This window comes from Halovivax gelatinilyticus (assembly GCF_024300625.1).
Classification (GTDB): Archaea; Halobacteriota; Halobacteria; order Halobacteriales; family Natrialbaceae; genus Halovivax; species Halovivax gelatinilyticus.
Window position 1 is genome coordinate 1,478,123 of the sequence record NZ_CP101322.1, and the last position, 24,466, is coordinate 1,502,588.

The 24,466-nt window shown below is 66.7% G+C and carries 23 protein-coding genes; 10 read left to right on the forward strand and 13 right to left on the reverse strand.

Annotated features, from left to right (window positions below):
* The first annotated feature begins 193 nt into the window (after positions 1-193).
* Complete coding sequence (gene ileS / locus NKH31_RS07260; protein WP_254864467.1) at positions 194-3,469, forward strand: isoleucine--tRNA ligase; 3,276 nt, start codon at positions 194-196, stop codon at positions 3,467-3,469.
* A 142-nt stretch (positions 3,470-3,611) separates the two neighbouring features.
* Here ileS and NKH31_RS07265 read toward each other — a convergent pair whose 3' ends face one another.
* Positions 3,612-4,793, reverse strand: a complete 1,182-nt coding sequence (locus NKH31_RS07265) for a thiolase family protein (protein WP_254864468.1) — start codon at positions 4,791-4,793, stop codon at positions 3,612-3,614.
* A gap of 122 nt (positions 4,794-4,915) precedes the next feature.
* Between NKH31_RS07265 and NKH31_RS07270 the strand changes: the two genes are divergently transcribed.
* Entirely contained in the window at positions 4,916-7,009 is a 2,094-nt protein-coding gene (locus tag NKH31_RS07270; protein WP_254864469.1) for a M61 metallopeptidase family protein, read from the forward strand.
* A 77-nt stretch (positions 7,010-7,086) separates the two neighbouring features.
* On the opposite strand, the gene NKH31_RS07275 is transcribed toward NKH31_RS07270, so the two are convergent.
* From NKH31_RS07275 to NKH31_RS07285, 3 genes are all read right to left on the reverse strand, one after another.
* Positions 7,087-7,947 carry a ribose-phosphate diphosphokinase gene (locus tag NKH31_RS07275; protein WP_254864470.1) on the reverse strand — a complete coding sequence of 287 codons (861 nt, stop codon included), beginning with the start codon at positions 7,945-7,947 and terminating at the stop codon, positions 7,087-7,089.
* 74 nt (positions 7,948-8,021) lie between these two features.
* Complete coding sequence (locus tag NKH31_RS07280) at positions 8,022-8,546, reverse strand: hypothetical protein (protein ID WP_254864471.1); 525 nt, start codon at positions 8,544-8,546, stop codon at positions 8,022-8,024.
* Positions 8,547-8,628: 82 nt separating this feature from the next.
* Positions 8,629-9,552 carry an HVO_0234 family beta-propeller protein gene (locus NKH31_RS07285; protein ID WP_254864472.1) on the reverse strand — a complete coding sequence of 308 codons (924 nt, stop codon included), beginning with the start codon at positions 9,550-9,552 and terminating at the stop codon, positions 8,629-8,631.
* 108 nt (positions 9,553-9,660) lie between these two features.
* On the opposite strand from NKH31_RS07285, the gene glmM reads away from it, so the two are divergent.
* From glmM to NKH31_RS07305, 4 genes are all read left to right on the forward strand, one after another.
* A complete protein-coding gene (gene glmM, locus NKH31_RS07290; RefSeq protein ID WP_254864473.1) occupies positions 9,661-11,025 on the forward strand; it encodes a phosphoglucosamine mutase in 1,365 nt (454 codons plus the stop codon).
* A 109-nt stretch (positions 11,026-11,134) separates the two neighbouring features.
* The gene (locus tag NKH31_RS07295) at positions 11,135-11,782 is read left to right on the forward strand and encodes a TRM11 family SAM-dependent methyltransferase (RefSeq protein ID WP_254864474.1); all 648 of its coding nucleotides are present in this window, start codon (positions 11,135-11,137) and stop codon (positions 11,780-11,782) included.
* A 195-nt stretch (positions 11,783-11,977) separates the two neighbouring features.
* A complete protein-coding gene (locus NKH31_RS07300; protein ID WP_254864475.1) occupies positions 11,978-13,042 on the forward strand; it encodes a DUF7972 family membrane protein in 1,065 nt (354 codons plus the stop codon).
* A gap of 94 nt (positions 13,043-13,136) precedes the next feature.
* A complete protein-coding gene (locus NKH31_RS07305) occupies positions 13,137-14,168 on the forward strand; it encodes a DUF7972 family membrane protein (protein ID WP_254864476.1) in 1,032 nt (343 codons plus the stop codon).
* Between the two features lie 33 nt (positions 14,169-14,201).
* Here the strand turns inward: NKH31_RS07305 and NKH31_RS07310 are convergent, their stop codons facing one another.
* The 5 genes from NKH31_RS07310 to NKH31_RS07330 all read right to left on the reverse strand — a co-directional run bounded on the left by NKH31_RS07310 (position 14,202) and on the right by NKH31_RS07330 (position 17,287).
* Positions 14,202-14,708, reverse strand: a complete 507-nt coding sequence (locus NKH31_RS07310; RefSeq protein ID WP_254864477.1) for an HPP family protein — start codon at positions 14,706-14,708, stop codon at positions 14,202-14,204.
* Positions 14,709-14,785: 77 nt separating this feature from the next.
* Complete coding sequence (locus tag NKH31_RS07315) at positions 14,786-15,202, reverse strand: universal stress protein (RefSeq protein WP_254864478.1); 417 nt, start codon at positions 15,200-15,202, stop codon at positions 14,786-14,788.
* A gap of 88 nt (positions 15,203-15,290) precedes the next feature.
* Positions 15,291-16,412, reverse strand: a complete 1,122-nt coding sequence (locus NKH31_RS07320; RefSeq protein WP_254864479.1) for a DUF7118 family protein — start codon at positions 16,410-16,412, stop codon at positions 15,291-15,293.
* Positions 16,413-16,414: 2 nt separating this feature from the next.
* The gene (gene hisI, locus NKH31_RS07325) at positions 16,415-16,780 is read right to left on the reverse strand and encodes a phosphoribosyl-AMP cyclohydrolase (RefSeq protein WP_254864480.1); all 366 of its coding nucleotides are present in this window, start codon (positions 16,778-16,780) and stop codon (positions 16,415-16,417) included.
* A 267-nt stretch (positions 16,781-17,047) separates the two neighbouring features.
* Positions 17,048-17,287: a hypothetical protein gene (locus NKH31_RS07330; protein WP_254864481.1), complete on the reverse strand. Its 240-nt coding sequence runs from the start codon at positions 17,285-17,287 to the stop codon at positions 17,048-17,050.
* 508 nt (positions 17,288-17,795) lie between these two features.
* Here NKH31_RS07330 and NKH31_RS07335 point away from each other — a divergent pair.
* Positions 17,796-18,320 (forward strand): hypothetical protein, encoded by a 525-nt coding sequence (locus tag NKH31_RS07335; RefSeq protein ID WP_254864482.1) that lies wholly within the window; start codon positions 17,796-17,798, stop codon positions 18,318-18,320.
* A gap of 99 nt (positions 18,321-18,419) precedes the next feature.
* On the opposite strand, the gene NKH31_RS07340 is transcribed toward NKH31_RS07335, so the two are convergent.
* The 3 genes from NKH31_RS07340 to NKH31_RS07350 all read right to left on the reverse strand — a co-directional run bounded on the left by NKH31_RS07340 (position 18,420) and on the right by NKH31_RS07350 (position 20,094).
* The gene (locus NKH31_RS07340) at positions 18,420-19,085 is read right to left on the reverse strand and encodes an Sjogren's syndrome/scleroderma autoantigen 1 family protein (RefSeq protein WP_254864483.1); all 666 of its coding nucleotides are present in this window, start codon (positions 19,083-19,085) and stop codon (positions 18,420-18,422) included.
* 66 nt (positions 19,086-19,151) lie between these two features.
* Entirely contained in the window at positions 19,152-19,571 is a 420-nt protein-coding gene (locus NKH31_RS07345) for a GNAT family N-acetyltransferase (RefSeq protein WP_254864484.1), read from the reverse strand.
* Positions 19,572-19,641: 70 nt separating this feature from the next.
* Positions 19,642-20,094: a TIGR00725 family protein gene (locus NKH31_RS07350; protein ID WP_254864485.1), complete on the reverse strand. Its 453-nt coding sequence runs from the start codon at positions 20,092-20,094 to the stop codon at positions 19,642-19,644.
* A gap of 242 nt (positions 20,095-20,336) precedes the next feature.
* Here NKH31_RS07350 and mdh point away from each other — a divergent pair, with 242 nt between their 5' ends.
* Complete coding sequence (gene mdh / locus NKH31_RS07355) at positions 20,337-21,251, forward strand: malate dehydrogenase (protein WP_254864486.1); 915 nt, start codon at positions 20,337-20,339, stop codon at positions 21,249-21,251.
* A 199-nt stretch (positions 21,252-21,450) separates the two neighbouring features.
* The gene (locus NKH31_RS07360; RefSeq protein ID WP_254864487.1) at positions 21,451-22,245 is read left to right on the forward strand and encodes a hypothetical protein; all 795 of its coding nucleotides are present in this window, start codon (positions 21,451-21,453) and stop codon (positions 22,243-22,245) included.
* Positions 22,246-22,276: 31 nt separating this feature from the next.
* Here the strand turns inward: NKH31_RS07360 and NKH31_RS07365 are convergent, their stop codons facing one another.
* The gene (locus NKH31_RS07365; RefSeq protein ID WP_254864488.1) at positions 22,277-23,716 is read right to left on the reverse strand and encodes a cytochrome P450; all 1,440 of its coding nucleotides are present in this window, start codon (positions 23,714-23,716) and stop codon (positions 22,277-22,279) included.
* Between the two features lie 82 nt (positions 23,717-23,798).
* Between NKH31_RS07365 and NKH31_RS07370 the strand changes: the two genes are divergently transcribed.
* Entirely contained in the window at positions 23,799-24,464 is a 666-nt protein-coding gene (locus NKH31_RS07370; protein ID WP_254864489.1) for a helix-turn-helix domain-containing protein, read from the forward strand.
* Positions 24,465-24,466: the final 2 nt, after the last annotated feature.

Sequence of the window (24,466 nt, forward strand, 5' to 3'; positions counted from 1 at the left end):
AGCGTGCTGGTGATCGCCGCCCATCGAGATCGCGACCGCGATCGATTGGAACGCCGGTGAGACGGTGGTATCGCGGATATTACTCGGATACTTGCCCGACTGTGCGAGTTACAATTCGTACCCACTCGACCGGTCCGACAGATCGATCTGCCACACCGATTGCTCTTTACCGTCGGAGCCAATTCCATCGGGTATGAGTCGATTCGGCGAGGTTGCCGACCAGTACGAACCCCACGCACTCGAAGCGCAGGTCTTCGAGTACTGGGACGCGGTCGACGCCTACGAGCAGACGAAAGCACACCGGGCCGACGGTGAGACGTTCTTCTTCGTCGACGGTCCGCCGTACACCTCCGGCGCCGCCCACATGGGAACGACGTGGAACAAGACGCTCAAAGACGTCTACCTGCGCCACCTGCGGATGACCGGTCACGACGTCACCGACCGACCGGGCTACGATATGCACGGGCTCCCGATCGAGACCCGGGTCGAGGAGAAGCTCGGGTTCGAGAACAAGAAGGACATCGAGGAGTTCGGCGAAGACGCCTTCATCGAGGCCTGCAAAGAGTACGCCGACGAGCAGCTCGATGGCCTGCAAACTGATTTCCAGGACTTCGGCGTCTGGATGGACTGGGACGACCCCTACAAGACGGTCTCGCCGGAGTACATGGAGGCCGCCTGGTGGGGTTTCGCCCAGGCCGCAGAGCGCGACCTCGTCGAGAAGGGCCACCGCTCGATCTCGCAGTGTCCGCGGTGTGAGACCGCAATCGCGAACAACGAAGTCGAGTACGACGACGTCGAGGATCCGTCGATCTACGTCAAATTCGACATCACTGATCGCGAGGGCGAGTCCCCCGACGGCGCAGACGGCGACGGCAAACTCGTCATCTGGACGACGACGCCGTGGACGATCCCGGCGAACACGTTCGTCGCCGTCGACGGGGAGGGCGAGTACGTCGGCGTCCGCGCGGAGAAAGACGGTGACGAGGAGCTGCTCTACGTCGCCGAACCGAAAGTCGAGGACGTCCTCTCGGCCGGCCGCTACGACGACTACGAGGTCGTCGAGGAGCTGACCGGCGGGGAGATGGTCGGCTGGGCGTACGAACACCCGCTGGTCGAGGAGGTCCCGGACCACCCGGACCACGAGGGCGCCTGTGAAGTCTACGAGGCGGAGTACGTCGACACGCACGGCGACGGTACCGGCCTCGTCCACTCCGCGCCGGGTCACGGTGAGGAGGACTTCGTCCGCGGCAGCGAGCTCGACTTCCCCATCTTCTGTCCCGTCGGGAGCGACGGCGTCTACACCGACGAGGGCGGCGCCTACGAGGGACAGTTCGTCAAGGACGCCGACGAGGCGATCACAGCCGATCTCGAGGAAAATGGCAACCTCCTCGCCTCCGAAACGATCAGCCACAGCTACGGCCACTGCTGGCGGTGTGACACCGGCATCGTCCAGATCGTCACCGAGCAGTGGTTCATCACGATCACCGACGTCAAAGACGAGCTCCTCGACAACATCGAAGACAGCGAGTGGCACCCCGAGTGGGCCCGCGACAACCGCTTCCGAGACTTCGTCGAGGAGGCCCCGGACTGGAACGTCTCGCGACAGCGCTACTGGGGCATTCCACTGCCCGTCTGGACGCCAGACGCGGAACGGAGTTCCGCGGAGAGCGACGACGAAGATACCGAGGACGACGATGCGACGGACATGATCGTCGTCGCGACGCGCGAGGAGCTCGCAGAACGGGTCGATCAGGACGTCGATCCCGAGACGGTCGACCTCCACAAGGACACCGTCGACGAGCTGACGATCACCGAAGACGGGACGACCTACACCCGCGTGCCGGACGTCTTCGACGTCTGGTTCGACTCGTCGGTCGCCTCGCTCGGCACGATCGGTTACCCCGGCGACGAGGAGGCGTTCGAAGAACTCTGGCCGGCCGACCTCATCATGGAGGCCCACGACCAGACGCGCGGCTGGTTCTGGTCCCAGCTGGGCATGGGAACGACCGCCCTCGGCGACATTCCCTACAAGACGGTCCTGATGCACGGCTTCGCGCAGATGCCAGACGGCCGGGCGATGAGCAAGTCGAAGGACATCCTCGTCGACCCACACGACGCCATCGAGAAGCACGGCCGCGACGTCATGCGCATGTTCCTGCTCTCGAACGACCCGCAGGGAGCGGACATGCGCTTTTCGTGGGAGGGCATGGAGACGATGGAGCGCCACCTCCGGACGCTCTGGAACGTGTTTCGCTTCCCGCTGCCGTACATGCGTCTCGACGGGTTTGATCCCGCCGAAATCGACCTCGACGACGTCGACGAGGATCTCGAACTCGTCGACGAGTGGGTGCTCTCGCGGCTGCAGTCGACGAAGGCGGAGATGGGCGAGCACTTCGGCGAGTATCGCCAGGACCGTGCACTCGACGCCCTGCTCGAGTTCGTCGTCGAGGACGTCTCCCGGTTCTACGTCCAGGCCGTGCGCGAGCGCATGTGGGACGAATCAGAGAGCGCCTCGAAGACGGCCGCCTACGCGACGATCTACCGGGTGCTCAAAGAGAGTAGCGTCCTGCTCGCACCCTTTGCGCCCTTCGTCACGGAGAAGCTCTACGGCAAGCTCACCGGCGACGGCGGGTTCGACACCGTCCACATGGAAGACTGGCCGGAACCCGACGAGTACTGGCTCGACGAGGAACTCGAGACCGACGTCGCCCACCTCCGGGCGATCGAGGAGTCGGGCGCCAACGCGCGTCAGCAAGCCGGCCGGAAGCTGCGCTGGCCCGTCCCGCGCGTGATCGTCGCGGCGAACGACGACCGCCTGGCCACCGCCGTAGAGCGCCACGACGAGCTGCTCGCAGACCGGCTCAACGCCCGCGAAATCGAGCTTCTCACGCCCGACGAGCGCTGGGACGAACTCTCCTACAGCGCCGAGGCGGACATGAGCGTCCTCGGGCCCGCGTTCGGCGACGAGGCCGGCCGGGTGATGAACGCGCTCAACGACGCCAGCGTCGACGAGCCGGACCTCGAAACGCTCGAAGCGGCAGTCTCGGAAGCGCTCGACGACGACGTCGAGCTGGACGAGGAGATGGTCTCGTTCGTCACGCAGACGCCCGACGACGTCGCCGGCTCGACCGTCACGATCGACGGCGAGGAGTTCGGCGTCGTCTACGCCGACGCCTCGCTCACCGACGACATCGAGAGCGAGGGCTACGCCCGCGAAGTCATCCGCCGCGTCCAGGAGATGCGAAAGGAGGCAGAACTCGACGTCGAACAGCGCATCGCGCTCGAACTCGCGATCGACGACGACCGCGTCGCCGACCTCGTCGGCGAGCGAGAGGACCTGATCTGCGAGGAGGTCAGAGCCGACTCGCTCGGCGAGGTGAGCGACGGTCACCGCGAGACGTGGGACGTCGAAGGCATCTCGATCGAACTCGCAATCGAGCCGCTCGCGGCGGCCGAGGCGTCGGACTAGCACCGCCGAGCGGAGCGAGGCGTTTTTGCTCTCTTGTCGAGCGGAAAGCCAACGGTCAGCGAGAGCGTCGCTCTCGCCGGACAGATTGTTGCGCGAGCGGTGAGCAAAGCGAACCCGAGCGGAAAAGGTGGGATCCGAACCGCTACACCCGCTCGACCAGCGTCGCGATTCCCTGTCCGAACCCGATGCACATCGTGCTGAGACCGTATCGGCCGTCACAGGCCTCGAGCTGGTAGGGAAGCTTTCCGACGAGCGCCGCTCCCGTCGCGCCGAGCGGGTGGCCGTGGGCGATGGCGCCGCCCCAGACGTTCGTCCGCTCCCAGTCGGCGCCGGTCTCGTCGAGCCAGGCGGCGACGACCGAGGCGAAGGCCTCGTTGACCTCGAAGCGGTCGACGTCGTCGACGGTGAGATCGTTGCGCCCTAAGAGTTCGGTCGTCGCCGGGATCGGGCCCGTGAGCATCGTGATCGGGTCGACGCCGACGACGTGCGTGTCGACGATGCGGGCGAGCGGCTCCCAGCCGTATTTCTCGCAGGCCTCGCCGGAGGCGAGCAGCGTCGCCGCCGCGCCGTCGACGATGCCCGAGGCGTTGCCCGCGTGAACGACCCCGTCGCCCGCCTCGCGAAAGACCAGCGGGAGGTCGGCGAGCGTCTCGAGGTCCGTCCCGGGGCGCGGGTGTTCGTCGCGTACCAGGGAGGTGGTCTCGCCGCCGGCGTCCGTCTCGATCGGGACGACCTGCTCGTCGTAGCGGCCGGCGTCGTCGGCGCGCGCCCAGCGGGATTGGGAGTCGACGGCGATCTGATCGAGTCCCTCCCGGGTGCAGTTCCACTCCTCGGCGACCCGTTCGGCCGCCTCGCCCTGCGTGGTGACCTCCTCGAACTGCTCGAAGTAGGTCTCGGTCACGCTCGCCGGGTCGCCGTAGGTGTTGTCCGTCGAGTCGGCGTCGGCGCCCATCGGCGCGCGAGTCATGTGCTCGGTCCCGCCGGCGACGAGCACGTCGTGAAAGCCGGCGCGAACCTGACCGGCCGCGAAGTTGACCGCCTGCTGGCCGGAGCCACACATCCGGTTCAACTGGACGCCCGGGACCTCCTCGCCCCAGCCGGCGACGAGCGGCGCCAGCCGACCGACGTTCATCCCCTGCTCGCCCATCGGCGTCACGCAGCCGTAGACGACGTCCTCGGGGTAGCCGCGTTCGTCGAAGTCGTTGCGCGCCGCCAGCGCTTCGAGCGGTTTCGCGGCCAGATCCTGTGCGTGTAGCTCCGCCAGGGCGCCGTTTCGCTTCCCGAATGGCGTCCGGACGGCGTCGACGATGTAGACGTCTCGCATACGCGACTCTCGTTCCCGAGCGTTAGAATACCCTTCGGGCGCGGGCGTTCGATCGGTCGCCTCGGTACGGAACGGGTGAACCCACAAGGGATTTGCTCACTCACCGCCGAGCACTCGTTCAGATGCGAGACCGTTCGGCGATCGTACTGGTCTGTTTGCTCGTCCTGTCGCTGCCTGTGACGGCGCTCGGTACAGCGGTCGGCGCACCGAGCGGCGTCGCTGACGCCCAGACGGCGAGTCACGGCGGTCACGTCGTCGATCGGCCGTCGGCGGCCGCTCCCGTGGTCCAGGCGAGCCCACTCGACGACGAGGAGACGATCCACGAGTCGCTCGTGCTCACCCAGCGGCCCGATCGGCCCGGGGAGTTCGGCGCCGAGGCGACGATCGCCGTTCCGGACGCCGTTCGCGAACTCGAGGTGTCGATCCCGGAGGAGGCGACGGTCGAATCGACGGACGGCTTCGACCGAGTCGGTCCGTCGACGCTCGAGTGGACCGGCGAGACGCGAGAGGCGTCGATCACTCTCGGCGTCCAGGCGAACCAGACCCGCGGAGACGGGCCGCACGGGTCGAGCGCGGACGGTTACGACTTCGTGGAGACCGGCGAGTGGGGAATCGTCGCGGTTCCGCGCGTTTCGTTCTCCTGGCGCCACGACCGGGGAACCGAGATCGGCGTCGAACGTTCGGTGACGGTCGACGGCCCCGGCGCGATCGGCGACACGATCGCCGTCTTCGGTCCCGTCGAAGAGTACGTCTCCGATGACGGCCCGGAGCGCCTTCGACTAGTCGTTCCCGAGGCGGCGTCGCTCGACGAGTCACCCGACGACATCCTGGACGTCCTGGGCGAGGCGGCGACGTCGCTCGCCGTCGGCGCGGCCAACGACGAGTTCTTCGTGGTCGCCGCGCCGACCGGTACGGTCGAGTGGCGAGCCCGCGGCGCGCAATACGGCGCCGACGACGCCTGGGTTCGAGACGACGCGGCGCTCTCCGACCTGCCGAACGTCTGGCTCCACGAGTACGTCCACTCGCGACAGCCCTTCGCCGGCGTCGACGACGGCACGACCGACGAGTTGCAGTGGCTAATCGAAGGGCAGGCCGACTACTACGCCGCACTGTTCGCCCTGGAACAGGACCTCGTCGACTACCAAACGTTCCGAGCCTTCCTCGAGCGAGGGAGTCAGCACCCCTACGACGCCGGGATCCTCGCCGATCCGTCGACGTGGGCCGATCCCGAGACGGACTACGCGCGCGGGCCCCTCGCGCTGTACGCCGTCGACCGCGAGATACGGGAGGCGACAGCCAACGATCTGACGCTCGTCGACGCGCTGCGCGACGTGACGCGAGCTGACCAGCCCGTCGGACTGGCCGCCTACTACGCGGCCGTCGAGGATGTCGGCGGCGCGGACGCCCGCTCAACCGCCGAGCGGTACGTCGAAACCGAGTCGATTCCGGATACCGTCGGCGAACGGGCCCACCGCGACGTCTTCGACGCGGATCGAACGGCGTTCGAGGTCGACGTCGAGGGCGGGCCGTTCGCGGTCGGCGGCGACTACCGCGACGGATCGGTCGACGCGCTCGACGAGATCGTCCCCGGCGAAACGGTCGAGATCCCGGTCTCGGTCGCGAACGTGGACGATCGAGCCGGCCACTACAGCGTGTTCGCCGCGGTCGACGGCGAGGTCGTCGACGAGGCCCGCGGCCAGCTCGACGCCGGGGAAGGATCCTCGGCCTCCCTCTCGTGGACGCCCGAAACGGACGGTGCGTTCGACGTGCAGATCGGCGAGCACGTCGAGTCGGTCGCCGTAGAACCACCGGTCGAAGCGACCGTGACCGATCTCGCCGTCTCGTCGCGTGCCGTGAGCGTCGGCGAACCGGTCACTGCAACGATCACCGTCACTGGCGACGACCATCGACCGTCCGCCATCGACCTCGTCGTGACGACGCCGGGCGGGACGGCCGACGAGCGGACGGTTCGTCTCGCCCCGGGCGAAACGCAGACCGTAGAGACGACAGTCAGCTTCGACCGAGAGGGGCGAAACCAGCTCACAGCGGGCGACGAGAGCGTGGTGGTCGGTGTCGGCACCCTCGCCGGGCTCGTCGTCCGCGGCGAGGCGTTCGTTACCTCGAGCGCCGGCGGTCTAGCGGTCGGCGGGCTGGTCGTCGTACTCGGGCTCGTCGCGGTGGGTATCGCTCGCCGGCGTGGAACGGATCTGCCGTAACCGAGAGGTGACGAAGCGACGGAAGCCGAACCAGCGTCGCCACCTGAAGACGGGGTTCAGAATATTGCGGACGTTCGCTACAACTCGTCGGCTAGCACCGGCGCCACCGACACGGCGCTCGCCGCCCCTTCGATCGTGTCGGTGCCGTAGACGGCCTCGACGCCGGCGCGAGCGAGTCGGGTGTAGGCCGTCCCGGCCAACAACGGGTGGACGCAGGAGACGTAGGTTCGGGCGGCGCCGCGGTCGCGGAGGACGGAGACGGCCTCGCTCATGGTCCCACCGGTGGCGATGATGTCGTCGACGACGACCACGTCGCGCGCTTCGACGCGAACGTCGCTCGGGGCGATCTCGACGTCGGTGCCTGAGTGGCGAGTCTTCTCGAAGTAGTCGACCTCGCCGTCGCCGTGGGCGTCGCGGACGGTTTCGGCGATTTCGACGGCGCCCGCGTCCGGGGAGAGAAAGACCGGATCCGCGAGGTCGGCCGGAAGCGGGTCGGCGAGCGTCGACGCCGCGTCGACCGCGTCGGCGGATGGATCGAAGAAGTCACAGACGGCGTCTTCGTGCGGGTTCACCGTGAGGATCCGATCGGTGCCGGTCGAGATGGCGCGCGCGACGGCGCGAGCGGACACCGGGTGGCCGGGATCGAAGGCGCGGTCCTGCCGGGCGTAGCCCATGTACGCCAGGACAGTGACGACCTCGTCGACGCCGGCTTCCCTGACGGCGTCCTGGAGCTGGAGTAATTCGAGGTGTGCGTCGGCCGAGACGGTCGAGGCGACGACGACGGCCCGGTCGGGCGTCGTCCCGTCGGCGAGGCCCGGAACCGACGCGAGCAGTTCGCCGTCGGGAAAGTGCTCGACGGCGGTGGCGGCGAGCGGTTCGTCCAGCTCGGCCGCGAGGCTGGCGGCGAGCGACTGCGAAGAAGACCCACTGACGATCATACCCGAACGCACAGTCGGCGGGTACGAACCGTTTTCGTTTGTCGATCGAGAGAGTATCCGCCGAACGGTGGCGTTCAGTCCGCGCAGACGCCGTCCAGCGTGTCGCCGGTTACCCGGAGGGCGCCGGCACTGTCGATGAGAATAACGAGGTTGAGACAGTCGGGATCGTTCCAGTCGTCCGGTCGCACGTCCCGGAAGTCGCCGCCGTCGAGACGGACGCGGACGCGGAAGGATCCACCCTCGGTCGGCCACTCGCGGTCCAGTTCGAGCGAACCCGTCCGTTCTTCGAGCTCGGAGGTCTGCCAGGCGTGGGTCTCGCCGTCGATTTCGACGATCACGTCGACTTCGTGCTTCTCGTCGTGGAGGTTGTCGAGCGTGATGTCGCCCAGGATCGTTCCCTGCACCCTCGAGGCCTCCTCTTCGTCGTCCGGCTCGTCGTTCGAGTCGTCGTCCGTGCCGGGATCAACGTCGTCTCCGCCGTCGTCCGCGTCGGGTCCGTCGTCCTCGGGATCGTCGCTGCCACCGAGACAGCCGGCAAGCGCGCCGACACTCGCCGCTCCCGCCACGGCGAGAATCCGTCTGCGTGTCTGTCGAGTCATGTGTGTGGATACGCCTGCCTTCGGATAACTGTTTGTCAGACACCTATCGTTTTACTAGCATAAATTCGCGGCCAGTGTCAGGCTAGAGACTGCCCCCACAAACCACGATCGCTCTCGGATCGGCGATGCCGAGGGGGTGTCGGCTCGATTCGGTCGAATCGGCGACGTACGTGGTCCCGGCCGTCGTGACGGCACAGACGACGCCTGGATTCACGTGCGCGAGATCGGCGATCGTGTAGTCGGTCGACGTGATCCGGTCCCACGACGGATCACCGGTCGGATCGGCGGTTGCGTAGAGATCCGTCCCCGACGCCAGCACCGTCGAGAGGGTGTCGGGTTGTGTCGCAGCCGAAACCGACAGCGCGTCGACCGGCCCGTCGAATCGTTCCATCCAGCCGTTACCGAGGGCGTAGAGGCCGTCGGCCGTCCCCACTAGCGGGGCGAGAGTGGTCTCCAGCGCGGTGACGGCGTCGAGACCGGCCGGTCGAGCCGTTCCATCCACGAGTTGGAAGACGCCCCGGTCGGTCCCGACCAGCGGCGATTCGATCGCCGTCACCGACGGCCGCTCACCGTCGGTTGCCACCGGCCAGTCGATCGCCGTCCACTCCTCGACGGAGCCATCGCGACCGGTTTCGGCCTCGAAACACGTGCCCGACTGATCGGCGGCGACGATCGAACTGGGCGTGACGTCGACGGCGACGGCGGAACCGAAGTCCGTCGGTTCGAGGGTGATGGAATCCGGATCGACGTCGCTGGGTCGGCCCAGCCGAGAAACGAGGACATCCTCGTCCGTCGCGACGGCGAGCAGCGTCCCTCCGTCGGCGGCCGAATCGATCCCGTTCGGTCCGGCCGAGACGTCCGTCGCCGACCGGCGATCCGCCAGCGAGAACTCGCCGACCCCCGTTTGGGAAACCCGGAGGTAAACGAGTCCGGTCTCGCTCGCGACGAAACAAGACCGAGATCCGCCACGGCCGTCGAAGACGCGCTTTTCGGCGAGCGACTCCATGCGGCGGGGTTCGGCGCCGATCGTCGAAAGGGTTGCGCCGCGGCCGTCGGTCGCGAAAGACGAATCCCTTCGCAATCCCTTTGAGGTGGGCGCTCGGACTACCTATCGATGGACGTGTTCGGGTCGAGCGGTGCGCGCGGCGTGGCGAACGAGGAGCTAACGCCGGCGTTCGTCCTCCGCGTGGCGAAAGCCGCGGGGACGGCGTGGGACGTCCCGCGCGTCGCGATCGCCCGCGACACCAGACACACGGGCCGGATGCTCGTCGATGCCGCGACGAGCGGCCTCGCCAGCGTGGGCGCCGACGTCGACCGCCTCGGGATCGTACCGACACCCGGCGTGCAGGCCTACGCCGAGCGCGAGGGCGTCCCCGCGATCGTCGTCACCGCCTCGCACAACCCCCCGGAGTACAACGGCGTGAAGCTGATCGGCGCCGATGGGGTCGAACTCGCCGTCTCCGACTTAGAACGGATCGAACACACCTTGCTCGCCGAGTCGTTCGCCGACGCCCGGTGGGACGAGATCGGCCAGGTGCGCGAGATCGACGGCGCCCGGCGGCGCTACGTCGACGCGCTCCTCGAGTCGGTCGATCGAGAGCGGATCGCCGACGCCGAACTCACCGTCGCACTCGATCCGGGCCACGGCGCCGGATCGCTGACCAGTCCCGGCTTCATCCGGGCGCTCGGCTGTCGGGTCGTCACGGTCAACGCCCAGCCCGACGGTCACTTCCCCGGGCGGAACCCGGAACCGGTCGCCGAGAACCTCGCCGAACTCGGCCAGCTCGTTCGGGCCGCGGAGGCTGACGTCGGCATCGCCCACGACGGCGACGCCGATCGCGCGATATTCTTCGACGAGTCGGGGGCCTACCTCGAAGGCGACGCGACGTTCGCCGCGCTGGCCGCCGCCGAACTCGAAGCGGGCGACTCGCTCGTCTCGGCGGTCAACGTCTCCCAGCGACTCGTCGACGTCGCGACCGAGGTCGGGGCCGACGTCGAACTCACCCCGATCGGCTCGACGAACATCATCACCCGCATCCGCGAACTCGAGGCCGAGGGTCGTCACGTGCCGATCGCCGGCGAAGGTAACGGCGGCATTTTCTTTCCGGACTACCGCCTCGCCCGCGACGGCGCCTACATCGCCGCTCGCTTTCTCGAACTCGTCGCCGAGACGCCCGCGAGCGAGCTGGTCGCTCCGTACGACGGCTACGCCAACGTTCGCGAGAACATCGAGTATCACTCGACCGCCGAGCGCGACGCCATGCTCGACGCGGCGGCTAACCACGCCCACACCGCCGACGCCGAGCTCAACACCCGCGACGGCTACCGGCTCGACTACGGCGACGCCTGGGTGCTCGCCCGCCCGTCGGGTACCGAACCGCTCGTCCGGATCTACGCCGAAGCTCGCGACGAAGACCGGGCGGAAACCCTCGCCGGCGACCTCTACGACGTCCTGATCGAGGCGAAGGGACGCGAGTAGATTGAAACTCCTCGCGCTGGTGTTCGTCGGCGTCGGATTCTCGCTGCTCGGTCTCCTGGTCGAGTGAGCGTCCCCGAGACCTATGGCGACCGGGAGATCACACGGTGGTATGGAGTCCGTCATCTCGGTTCCCGCCCGTCCCGACGAACCGCTGCCCGAGTGGGCCGACGGGACCGACCCTCGGTCGGCACCCGAGGTCGTCGAGCGCTTTCTCTCCCGGTACAGCGACCCCGGTGACGTCGTTCTCGATCCGTTCGCCGGGTTCGGGACGACGCTCGTCGTCGCCGAGTCGATGGGGCGCGAGGCGTGGGGAATCGAATTCGAGCGCGAGCGCGTCGAGTACGTGAAATCGCGGATCGATCACCCCGGACGCGTGCGCCGGGCCGACGCGCGAACCCTGACCGACCTCGACCTGCCCGACGTCGACTGCGTCTTCACCTCCCCGCCGTACACGCTCGAGTCGGCGACCGACGATCCGTTCCAGAACTACGACGGCGAGAGCGCTTACGACGACTACCTCGACGGCGTCGGTCGGGTCGCGTCGGAACTGTCGGCCGTCCTCGCCGACGACGGGACGCTCGTGATGCAGGTGTCGAACCTGATCCACGACGGGCACGTGACGACGCTTGCGTGGGACGTCGCCGACGCCTGCGGAGAGTACCTTCACCTCGATCGGGAGGTCGTCCTCGCGTGGGAGGACGGCCCGAAGTACGGCTACGATCACGGCTACGCGCTCGTGTTTTCGACCGGGGAGTGACAGTCGGGAGTGAGCCACACGGTGGGTCATCCGAGCGGATCCACACGGTTGGTCGTCCGAGCGGTAAGTCACACAGTAGGTCGACCGAGCGGATAACCGCCGATTTCGCGTCAATATGTACCATACAGCGGCCCCGACCGCCGTTGCACTTCCCTGGCTCGGGCTTTTGCGTGGCGAAGCAGTCGATGGGAACTCATGGCGGACGAAATATCGGACCTCTCACTCAGCGAGCGGCTCTTTCCGGATCGCCAGGGGCTCGACCGGTCGCGGGAGAACCGCCTCGTTCGGTGGATCCTGTTCGACGGGGACCGAGAGCGAGTCGCCGGCGCGTTGCTCGGATTCGTGTTCGGACTGCTGCTCGTAATGGGCGGGCTCTGGCCGATCGAGTACCAGGAGCTCCTGACCGAAACGGACACGGTCCAGATGGTGTTCAACACCTTTCTGAGCGGGACGATCCTGCTGGTCTCGATCGTCGTCTCGATCGCGGCGGTCGGCATCTCCCAGGAACTCACCTCGCTTTCGGACCAGTCCGAGCGCGTCGACACGATCATGGAGTTTCAGAGCGACATCGAAGAGCGCGAGATCGTCGAGGTCAGTCCCGCCCGACCGGGACAGTTCATGGCGGTCGTCCTCCGGGCGCTCAAGGACCAGGCGAGCGAACTCCAGTCACCCGACGGGACGAAGGACGCGAGCTATCGCGAGGAGGTCGACCGGCTCCAGGAGGACATCCAGGAGAATGCAGAGGAGGTGTTGACAACGCTCTCTCGGGTCGAGAACGGTTCGACCGACGAGCTGCTCACGGGGCTGAGCTACGACTCCTCGTGGCAGCTCTATCAGTCCCGGCGAATTCTCGTGAAGTACGGCGACGAGCTAACCGAAGACGAGCGAGCGTGTATCGCCGAAATTCAGGCGACGCTCCGGAAACTGATGGTGAGTCGGGAGTACTTCAAGACGCTGTACTACAAACTCGAACTATCGGACCTCTCGCGGACGCTGCTTTTCGTCTCGCTGCCGATCATCGTCTTCATCACGTACGTCCTGCTCGCGCTCGACGCCGGCGTCTTTCCCGACCTCGCCTTCTTCGGCTACACCCCGCTTTCGGTCTTCATCAGCCTGGCGTACACGATCGCGCTCGCCCCGTACGCCGTCCTCACCTCGTACGTCCTCCGGGCGGCGACCGTGACCAAGCGAACGCCGGAGGAAGGCCCGTTCGTCATGGATGCAGACCGGGAGACCGCGTACGACGACGGCCACCGGTGACCGCGGCCCAGATTCCGACGAGCGATCGATTTTCCGTTCCCACCCCCTGCGTCCCTTGGACACCCTTTTTCGGCCGGCCGTGGACGACTCACCCGTGTCGGACGACGAATCCGCCGACGAGGAGATCGACGAGGAGGTGACCCAGAGCGCCCTCGTCCACGAGCGGCTGCGCGAGTCACCGGTTCGGCGCTGGGTGTTGCTCGACGGTAATCGGTACATCCTCGCGCTGAGCCTCTCGATCGTCGTCTTCGCGACGACGGCGGTCATCGGCCTCGCCGGGTTCATTCCGGTGACCGAACCGGGGACGGCGACGACGCTCGTCGCGGCGATCGTCGGCGGCACGTTACCGTTCATCACGATCGTCCTCGCCATCAACCAGCTCGTCCTCTCGCAGGAACTCGGCTGGCCGGGCGACCTCGCCGGCCGCTTCGAGGGGATGCGGTCGTTCCGACGGGACGTCGAGTCGGTGACCGAGACGAGCGTCAGTCCCGCCGCGCCGGCGGACTTCCTCGGGCTCCTCGTCGAGAGCGTCGTCGACCGCGCCGCGTCGCTCCACCAGGAGGTCGATCGAACGGCCGATCCCGCGCTCACCTCCTCGGTCGCGGACGTGGTCGACGCCGTCGCCGAGGAGGGCGAGATCGTCACCGATGCCCTCGAAAACGCCGACATCGGGACGTTCGACGCGCTCTCGGCCGTCCTCGGCCACTTCAACGGCGCCCATCGCCACGCCCTGCGCACGCTCTCGGAGCACCACCGCGACGAGCTGACCGACGAGGCCGCCGAGGCGTTCGACGAACTCCTCGAGTTACTCGAATACGTCGCCGTCGCCCGGCAGTCGTTCAAGACGCTGTACATGCAGTACGAGCTGGCGTACCTGTCGAAACTCCTGCTGTACGTCGGGTTTCCGACGCTTCTCGGCGGCGGGATCTTCATGATGACCTACGTCGAGATCATCGCCGCCGTCGGCGACCCAACGGCGCTCGTCTTCCTTGTCAGCGCCGTCGTGACCCTTGTCTTCCTGCCGTTCATCGTCCTGCTCGTCTACACGTTCCGGATCGCGACGATCGCCAGCCGCACCGCCGACTTCGGGCCGTTCGTCCCGCGTGTCGACTTCGAAGAGGAGTGAGGCGAACGATCGGCGTAGAGTACATTCGAATCGCTACTCAAGTGTATCAAGTGCTCTGTGGCGGAGTCGCTCCGTTTCGAGCAGTAATCGGTGGGCGAGTACGAGCACGGCGACGGCGAGGAGGATGATCGCCCCCTCGCGCGGCGTCGAGAGCAGGCCGAGCGAGACGATGAGCGTGGTCGCACAGGCCGGCGGGTGGCGCGTGTCCGTCGCGAGCATGCCGCCCGCGGTGAGCGTGGTCGCCACGACGGCGCTGACGGCGAGGCGCAATCCGTCGATCGAACCGGGGTCGGGTGCGCTCGTCATGTCGACGCCGGTGGCGAAGAGGCCGTACGCGACGAGTCCGGCGATCACGCCGACCGCGTGCCCGCCGAGCACCCGCCTGGGACGCGTTGCGTCGCTTCGCTGAAAGAGCGCGAGGACGAACGCCGAAGGTCCCAGACTCGGAAACAACATCGGGAGGCCCGATAGCCAGGCGAGAACGGCCGTCGTCGAGAGCAACAGCCCGGTGTGGAGCGTGGTTCCGACGCGGTCGTCCATCGAATCGAGGTGACGACGCGAGCGGGATAGCCTCGACGGTTTCGCGTCGCCCGCGACCGTCCCGCCGCTCGTCACCGTCAGTCGGCGTCGTCAGTTCCGGGAACGATCGTCACCGGCACGGGCGACCGGCGCGTGACGTCCTCGGCGACGCTTCCGAGCAACATCCGCGAGACGCCGGATCGCCCCTCGCTTCCCATGACGATGCCGTCGATCGCCGCCTCGTCGACGTAGGCCAGAATCTCCTCGGGCGCTTTTCCCTCGCAGACGACCGTCTCGACCTCGGCTGCGTGCTCGGTCGCGATTTCCTCGACGGAGGCGAAGAACGGCGGATCCGCGGTAGCGGCCTCCTCGGGCGTGCCGCTGTAGGCCGCTTCGAGCGGATCGACGACGTGGAGGACGGTCACCTCGACGTCGTCGAACACCGCGAGGGCGTGTTCGAGGGCGGCCCGCGCCCGGTCGGAATCGTCCATCGGAACCAGCAGTGTGCGCGTCACGAGGTGAGAGTCGGCGCGAGGGGACAAAAAATCGTTTGGATGGGCTCCGCGTCGGACCGACGACGCGCCAGGGTGGCCGCGATGGGATTCAGAGCGCCGATTCGAGTCGTTCGCGCTCGTCGGTCAGCGCCTCGACGTCCGCCTCCAGACTGCCGTCTGCGACCCGAGCGCGCTCGTCCGCCGTCAGTTCCGCTCGCGCCGTCGCGGCCGTCTGCAACCGGTCGTACTCGGGGTCGTCGGCGAGCGATCTGATCTCTCTGAGTCGAGAGACGAGGTCGGCGTCCGCGACGCGTTCGACGAGCGGGCGTCGCTCTCGTGTCTGAAATCGCAGCTCCGCGGCCGGCGCCGGTGGCCACGGGAGCGTCAGGGGCTCGCCGTCGAGGCGTTTCAGGTACGTCTGCTGGGTGGCGACCCGTCGCTTGAGTCGGTCGGCGTCGTCGACGACGTGGGCGAGTTTCGAACGCGAGTACTCGGCGTACTCGAGTAACTCGGGAATCGTCGACTCGCCGTCCGGACTCGACGCAACGAACTGCCGAAGATCGTCGGGCGGGAGCGTGAAGTCGACGAGCGGATACCAGCGAGTGCGGTCGAGGAAGTCGAACACCTCGCGGGCCGAGGCGGACGACAGGTAGTCGTCGAATGCCGCCGTCACCGCCTCGTTGTAGGACGATATGGGGTCTCGGATGCGCTCGACGGGGGCGTCCAGATCGACCGTCGCGAGATCGCGAAGTCTCTCGAGTCGATCGAGTTCGTCTTCGATCTCGTCGATCCGTCGGGTCGCGGCCTTTCTGGCCTCGCGAAGCTCGGTCTCGGCGGCTTCGCGATCGTCGAGGATCTCGACGTACGTCGCGGCCGGCTCGAGTGCGGCCCGCGCCCGCTCGAAGTCGTCCTCGGAAAGTCGTCGCTTGTCGATGGCCTCCCAGGCGTCCTCGAACGCGTCGCGGTGGACGAGATCGTCGGGCAGGTTCTCGACGAGCGTGGCGAACTGGCCCTCGAGCTGGACGTAGGCGGCGAAGTTCTCGCGGCCGGTTCCCGTCGCGCGATCGTCGTAGTGGTCGAGAAGCTTCGACGCCTGTCGGTAGGCGTCGGCACCGCGCTCGACGTCGTCCTCGCCGCCCAGATCGTCGATTCGCTCGTCGACGCGTTCTCGCTCTCGCGTCGCGGAGTCGAGCCGCGTGAGCGGATCGGGTGCGGCGTCTCCGGTGGCCATACTCATTCGTAGACGGTTTCGGGATCGAAGACCCGTTCGCCGACGCGCTCGCCGTCGACCGTTCGATAGAAGCACGACCGGTGACCGGTGTGACAGGCGCCGCCGGCCTGTTCGACGCGGTACAACAGCGCGTCGGCGTCGCAGTCGACCCGGATCTCGACGATCCGCTGGAGGTGCCCGCTGGATCCGCCCTTCTTCCAGAGCTCGTCGCGACTTCGCGAATAATAGTGAGCCAGCCCCGTCTCCCGTGTCTTTTCGAGAGCGTGCGGAGTGACGTACGCCAGCATCAGCACCTCACCCGTCTCGACGTCCTGGGCAACGGCGGGGACCAGGCCGTCGTCGCCGAAATCGACTTCGACGTCAGTCATATCCGGATTGTCGGTTGGTGGAGCGATAGGTCTTTTGCTACCGAACTTTTTCCGGTTCGGGTCGCTTCGCGACCCGCTCACCGCAAAAACTTCGATGAAAAAGGCCGGCGGCTTCGCCGCCGGGGAACCACGCTCGCTGCGCTCGCGTGGACATCCATGGTTACAGCGACAACCGCCGAAAGCGAGGACGTCGGCGGCGAATTCAGCATTCCAATCACCACTCACCGCCTTCCGTCACGATCTACCTGCCGTGATCGGTGTCGGTCGCTACCGTCGATCGATCGCGTCGAGCCACCGCTCGTCGAATTCCAGCAGCCCCAGTGCGGCGACGCAGTCGGGGCAACAGGTTCGCGTTACGGGTCGGAATCGATCGCGGGTGGCGGATCGAGGCGTCGCGGAGAGTCGAAAGTAGTACTCGGTAGCCACGTCGCGGTCACACCGGTAACACGTGCGGTCAACAGGGGCTTCCTGCTCGGCCGCCCCGACGCTCTCGACGGTCGATCTCATTCGCCCCCTCCGGTACCGTCGCTAGAACCGTTCGGTGCCACCCAATCCCAAGAATCCAAGCTGAACGAGGGGGAGCGGTTCGACTCTCCGTACCGCGAGCGTGCGAGACCTTTTTGTCTCGGAAGTGTGTACGCAATCATGGCTACTGAATCCCCGCAGGGATTTGGAAGCCACGTCCTGGGTGGTGCATCACCCGGGGCATTTCTACCCCCTACCGGAGTCCGCAGCTTCCAGTCTGGTGTTTGACGTGAGTTGTATTATACCTACTGGTGATTGCGTGAATGAATGGGCGGTCGATAACAGTAACATTTGGATTCGGGATTGGCCTGGTTCACAACATCACGGAGGAGTTGATTCGAAGACCCTTCGAGAAACTGGCTCAGAGACGATGGAAACCAAAACAGTCCTCGACGCTCGATCGTCAGGACAGTGACTACCGTTCGCCCGCAATCGGTCTGGTTCGCAGCGGCCGCGAACGTATTTACGGCGGGCTGATGACGTCTGACCCGTGAACCAGCCAGCGATCGCCGCCCTCCACCGCGCGTGTTCTCGCGTCGGTCCCGGGCGGCTCCCCGGAGCGGATTCCGAGGCGATCGGTGCAGGGTACGCGGCGGCGAGCGCGGCGGCGTTCGTGGCGGTCGCGTACGCCACGCTCGCCACCGCCGTTTCCGGCGTCGGACTGGTGGCGGCCCCGTACGCGTCCGTCGCGGTGGCGGCGCTGGCGTTCCCGATCGTCGTCCCGGCGGCGTTCGCGATCGGACTGGTCGGCTGGCGGCTCCTGGCACCGAAATCGCCCATCTGCGCTGGAGCCCTGGGACTCCTGGGAGTCGGCGCGACCTACGTCGCGATGTTCGTCGTGATCGGCGTTCCGATCACGGCGCTGGAAGCGCTGTCGGGCGCCGACCCGCTCCGGGCGGCCGTCTTTTCGTGGGGCGTCGTCTACTTCGCCGTCCTCGAAACGTGGTGGGTGGCGATACCGGTCGGTGCGGTGAGTGGCTACATCTACGCGAGCGTCGTCTCACTGGCGGCGTGAATAGCGCAGGAGCGTGGCGAACTCGGACGTCGGAGGGTTGGTGAAACGGTAGAAGGTATCTCACGAGCGCGTTCGACGTCCGAATCTGTGACGAACGGGTTACCGACGCAACGCCGCCAGCGCGTCCGCGGCCTCCCGGGCCGCTTCGAGACACTCGCGGGCGTGTCGCGGGTTGTCGGCCGTCTCCGCTTCGCGGGCCCACCGCTCGAGCGCGGTCTGCAACGAGTCGTAGGCACCGTCCAGTTCGCTCTCGATCGGGATCTTCGCGCCGTCGACCGGGTCGGTTCGACCCCGAGCAGCGTCGGCGGGCGTTCCGGTTGGCTGGCGAGCGGCGTCGGGGTTCGTCGGCGATCGATCCGGGTCGAACGAGTGGCCGTCCGCGTCGATCGAGTCGGTTTCAGGCGTCGTGTGGGCGCCGTTCGAAGCCGCCGGCATCCGGTCGTCGGTCGGATCAGCGTCCGTCGCGTCGTCGACCGCAGGCGTGGCCGGAGTCGCCTGGTCCGCCGATTCGTCGTCGACGTCGATCGAGGCCTCGACGCCCTCGGGGCCGCCGTGACAGGTGGGACAGAAGTTGGTCCCGTTCTGGCGGAAGAGCGGATCGCCACAGGTTCCGCAGTGGGCGTTCGTCATCGTCGCCCCCTTCAACAGGAGGTCGCTCATCCGCTGGGTTGACTCGCGTTTTTTCTCGTCCGCTGCGTACTTCTCTCGAAGCTCCTCCCGGAGGGCTTCCTTGTCGATGCCGCCGTCGTCCTCCGTCTCACTCATACGCGTTCCAACGGGCTGAAGCGTCGAAAAGGCTACGACCCGGATCGAAGGGCCGGACCGTTCGGATCACTCGGTCCGTCGAAACATGCCCTTCGACGCCGGGCGCGTCTCTTCGTAGCCGAACCGTTCGTAAAACCCGTCGACGTCGGCGAGTAAGTTGACGTAGGCGTTCGGCGGGGCGGTCTCGTCGATCCACGCGTCGAGCGCCGTCAGGATCGCCGTTCCGAGGCCCGCACCCTGGTGATCCGGGTGGACGGCCATGTCCGAAATCTGGTAGACAGTGGCGCCGTCGCCGACCACGCGCCCCATGCCGACGGTCTCGCCCGTCGAGCGATGAACGACCGTCACGCCGAACAGCGAGTTGGGCAGGCCGCGGTCGATTCCCTCGGCGGATCGGGGCGCCATCTCGGCCGCCTCGCGCAATCGGGCGAACGCTTCGGGTGAAGGCAACGACCGTCGCAGGTCGTACTCGTCCGGGAGACTCATGGCAGTGACTCGGTCGGTGGGCCGAAAGAACGTATCGACACCGTTCGAGTGGAGCCGAGTGGGCCGTGGCTCACTCCTCGATGGCGGCTTCCAGAAAATCGATCGCCGAGGCGGGATCCGAGACCGTCTCCATTTCGAGCGCCGGCACCTCGATCGCGCCGAGGCTGACGACGGGTTTCTCGTAGACGTGGGCGAACCCGATTTCCGAGAGCGTGCCGTCGCTGCCGGCGAGCGCGATGACGCCGTCGCCGTTCAGCGGCACCAGCGCGTTTCTCGCGTGGCCCATCCCCGTCGCGATGGGGACGTCGACGTGCGGGTTGGCGTCGTCGACCGACCCCGTCGGGAGGATGCCGATCGTCCGGCCGCCCGCCTCGGACGCACCGCGACAGACCGACCACATGGTTCCGCCGAGGCCGCCACAGACGACGTCGTGACCGCGTTCGGCGATCTCCCGACCGACCGCTTCCGCGAGTTCCGACTCCTCGTCGGTGATCTGACCGCCGCCGAGGACGCTAACGCGCATACGAAACAGACGTCCGGCCGGACTCTTATCTGTTTGGTACCCGGAATCATCCGCATACATTTGTTCGAGCCGGGGCGCACGATACCTACAGCGCGTGCGGGGCGGACCCCGGCTGTGTGACTACAACGACGACCGGATCGGCCCCGGAGGTTCGACGATCGACGTACAAACTATCGTCACGATCGGCCGAACGGGGCGGATCCGACGGATTTAACGACTGGGCGGGCGGAGGTTCACGCGTTATGTCGAAAGTCAGCGTGGTCGGGGCCGCCGGGACGGTCGGCGCCGCCGCAGGCTACAACATCGCGCTTCGTGACGTCGCGGACGAACTCGTCTTCGTGGACATTCCGGACCAGGAGGACGTCACCATCGGGCAGGCCGCCGACACCAACCACGGCGCCGCCTACGACTCGAACACGGTCGTCCGCCAGGGCGGCTACGAGGACACCGAGGGCTCGGACGTCGTCGTCATCACCGCGGGAATCCCGCGCTCGCCGGGTCAGACGCGAATCGACCTCGCCGGTGACAACGCGCCCATCATGGAGGATATCCAGTCTTCGCTCGACGAGTACAACGACGACTACGTCTCCGTGACGACGTCGAACCCGGTCGACCTGCTCAACCGCCACCTCTACGAGGCGGGCGACCGCTCGCGCGACCAGGTGATCGGCTTCGGCGGCCGGCTCGACTCCGCCCGGTTTCGGTACGTCATCTCCCAGCGCTACGACGCGCCCGTCCAGAACGTCGACGCCACCATCCTCGGCGAGCACGGCGACGCCCAGGTGCCCGTCTTCTCGAAGGTCCGCGTCGACGGCGAGGACCGCGACTTCGGCGACGACGAGCGAGACGAACTCCTCGGCGAGCTCCAGGAGAGCGCGATGAACGTCATCGAGAAGAAGGGCGCGACCCAGTGGGGCCCGGCGACGGGCGTCGCCCACACCGTCGAGGCCATCCTCCGCGACACGGGCGAAGTGCTGCCCTGCAGCGTGACACTCGAGGGCGAGTTCGGCCACGAGGACACCGCCTTCGGCGTGCCGTGTAAGCTCGGCAAAGACGGCGTCGAGGAAATCGTCGAGTGGGACCTCTCAGAGGCGGAACGCGAGCAGCTCGGCGAAGCGGCGGAGAAGTTAGAAGAGCAGTACGAGAAGATCGCGTAGGCGAGCGGTTCGGAGTCGATCGGAATACTGATTCGACGTACGGAATCGACCAATGCAGAGTTCGGTCCGCTGTCACGCTGCGACTAATCGCAGTATCGAATACGGACCCGTTGTAGTGACTCGTTTCCTTCGTTAATTTTGTTCGTTTATTTCGGAATGTAGAAGGTGGCACGAACCGACGTATCGGCCGGTAGTGTCAATGAAGAGGTTTATCCTGCGGCGCGAGGTCCTCCGACGTACCGCTTCCTGTTCCATTGTCGGGGCAACGGCCGTTCTCGGCGGATGCAGCGAGAGACTCCTCGGCTTTGGACTCGGGAATTCAACGTACGAAACGGCGCATCAATTCGCGGACGGGTCGCGGAAAACGTATGATAGCGTCGAAGCGCGGGTCGAGGACCTCGTCACCGAGTACGATCAGTACGGACTCTGGGGAACGACTGGAACGGACCCGAGCCACGAAATGGAGCCGATCAGCGGATGGGTGGGGCGAGAAACACCGTCCGGCCACTCCATGCAGCTCGATCACGTCGTGATCCAGTACACGCTGCCGGGCGAGGAATTGCTTGGGAACGACATCGCCGTCCTCTGGTTCTGGACTGGCGTTCAGACGACGAACGACGCGACCGTCACCGCGCTCGAACACGGAATCGATCTCGGTCAGAAAGAGGCGATGGACGACCTCTCCCCGAAGGCCCTCGAAGTGGAACAGGAATCGGAGGCTGTCGACCGAACCCTCGTTGGATTCAAAGGCGACACGATCTATCGGCACCTGACGCCGTGGGGGGAGATTCCCCTGATAGAACTCGACCTATCTCAGGAAACGGTCGAGTACGTCGGCGATCAGTCACGGTTCGGCGAGGGCGGTGCATTTCGGTCTCGCTGGAACGGATCTGATCGAGATCGAATCGGACTGACCGGCGCCTGCATCGTCCGGACCGACGACGCGTCGACCGTCGACGCCGAGTGGTCGGCCACCGTGACGCTCTCGGATTGACGGGTATCGGCAATCGACGCGTCGGATTTCACTACCGTTTTCGTACCCGCATCCGGACCTCGCCGGGATCGAGGGTCACGCGGAACGTGGGATCGATCGATTCCGTCACCCGTTCGAACTCGACGCGGCGGAGGATCGTCGCCAGGACGAGGACGAGTTCGGCCATCGCGAAACGCATCCCGAGACAGTGACGCGGTCCGCCGCCGAACGGGAAGTAGGCGTACTCCGGCCGGTCGTCCGCGCTCGTCGCCAGTTGGCCGTCGGCGTCGAGCCACCGATCCGGTCTGAAGGCGTCGGGGTCGTCCCACCACCGCTCGTCGCGGTGAATGCCGTAGACGAACAGCTGCAGCGTCGTCTCCGGGGTGACGCGGTAGCCGCCGAGCGTGGTCGGTTCGTACGGCTCGCGGTAGAGGTCGGCGACGGGCGGGTAGAGCCGCATCGCCTCGCGAGCGACCGCCTCGGTGACGACGAGGGCGGATCGGTCGGCTGCGCGCGGGTCTCGCGACCCGCAGACGGCGTCGAGTTCGTCGTCCAGCCGGGTTCGCACCGCCGAATCGTCGGCGACCAGCCACAGCGCGTACGTGAGCGCGAGCGCGGTCGTCTCGCGACCGGCGAACAGGAACGTGACGAGCTGATCGCGAATCTCGTCCGCGGTCATTCGCGATCCGTCCGGATACTCGGCGGTCGCGAGAATCGACAGGAGATCGTCGCGGTCGGTCGTCCCCGACCCAGCGTCGCGTCGTCGTTCGGCGACCAGTTCGTCGACGAGGTCGGTGAGGGCGTCCATCGCCCGATCGAATCGCCGTTCCGTCGGCGTCCGGATGGCAGACGGGAGCAGCGATCTGAGTGCCAGGACGTCGGCCTCGACGAAGTCGTTCATCGTTCGTGCCGCGCGACTGACGGTTTCGGCACGTTCTCCGTCGAATTCCAGGTCGAACAGCGTCTGTGTGAGTACGTCGAGCGTCAGCGTCGAGGTCGCCTCGCGGAGGTCGATCACATCGCCGTCCCCCCACGATTCGACCGTCGCGAGCGTCTCCGAAACCATCTCGTTGGTGTAGGCGTCGATCCGCGCGGGGGTGAACGACCCCTGGAAAAAGCGACGCTGGCGAGCCCACTGGTCGCCGCTGGTGAACGCCACGCCATCGGGTGCGACCGCCTCGCCGAAGTCCGCTTCGAATCCACCTTTGCCGAACTCGTCGCTGCGCGAGACGAGCACCGACTCGACCAGTTCCGGATCGAACACCGCGACGAACTCGCGGCCGAACGCGCGATACCCGACCACGTCGCCGTACGCCCTCGCCGATTCCGCGAACGAGAGGGGATCGCGAACCACGGAGAGGGTGCTCCCGAATACGGGTATCCCTCGGGGTCCGGGCGGGTGCCGAGGTTCGTTGGTGGACGCTTCCTCGTCGAGCGGCTCGTCGGCAGCCGGTTCTTCCGACCCAGTGGCGGATCGAGGTGGCTGGCTCATGGACGGACGTTCGGTCGGGACGAGTACCGTTCTATTGTGCAAGTGCTGAAGGTTTTTATTAGTCCCCTGCGAATCGTTCCGTGTGCAATCGGCCGATCTCACGCTTCGACTCCCACCCGAGATGCAATTGCCGGTCCCGGACCTGGTCGAACTGGGGTCCGTCTATCGGGAGGAGGTGCTCTCGTGGGGCGTCGACGAACGCCGCGATCAGATTCGATTCCTGTCGATCGTCGCCGGCGAGATAGACGTGGTTCGGGAACTAGCCGCCGACCTGGAGCGCGCCGAATCGCCCGACGTGTACCGGTACGACCTCACGCCGATCGACGACGACACGTTCTACCTCTACGCCGAACTCGGGCTCCGAGCGGCCGATTCGATGCTCTTCGAACCGTTCGATCGGCCCGGACTCGTACTCGTGCCGCCGGTCGTCTACACCGGTCGTGACGTCGTCAGGTTCACCGTGCTCGGCGAGGGCGATGCGCTGGCTAACGTTCTGGACGCGGTTCCCGACGCCGTCGGCGTTACGGTCGAGCGCGTAAGCGACCACCGACGACGAACGGAGACGCTGACCGGACGGCTCACCAATCGACAGTTCGAGGCGCTGTCGATCGCGCGCGAGCTGGGATATTACGAGGTTCCGCGAGAGAGCAACCTCGCCGCAGTTGCCGATCGACTGGAATGTTCAGAGAGCGCCGCCTCGCGATTGCTTCGGACGGCCGAACGAGCGCTGGTGGAGTCGGCGTTCTGAGG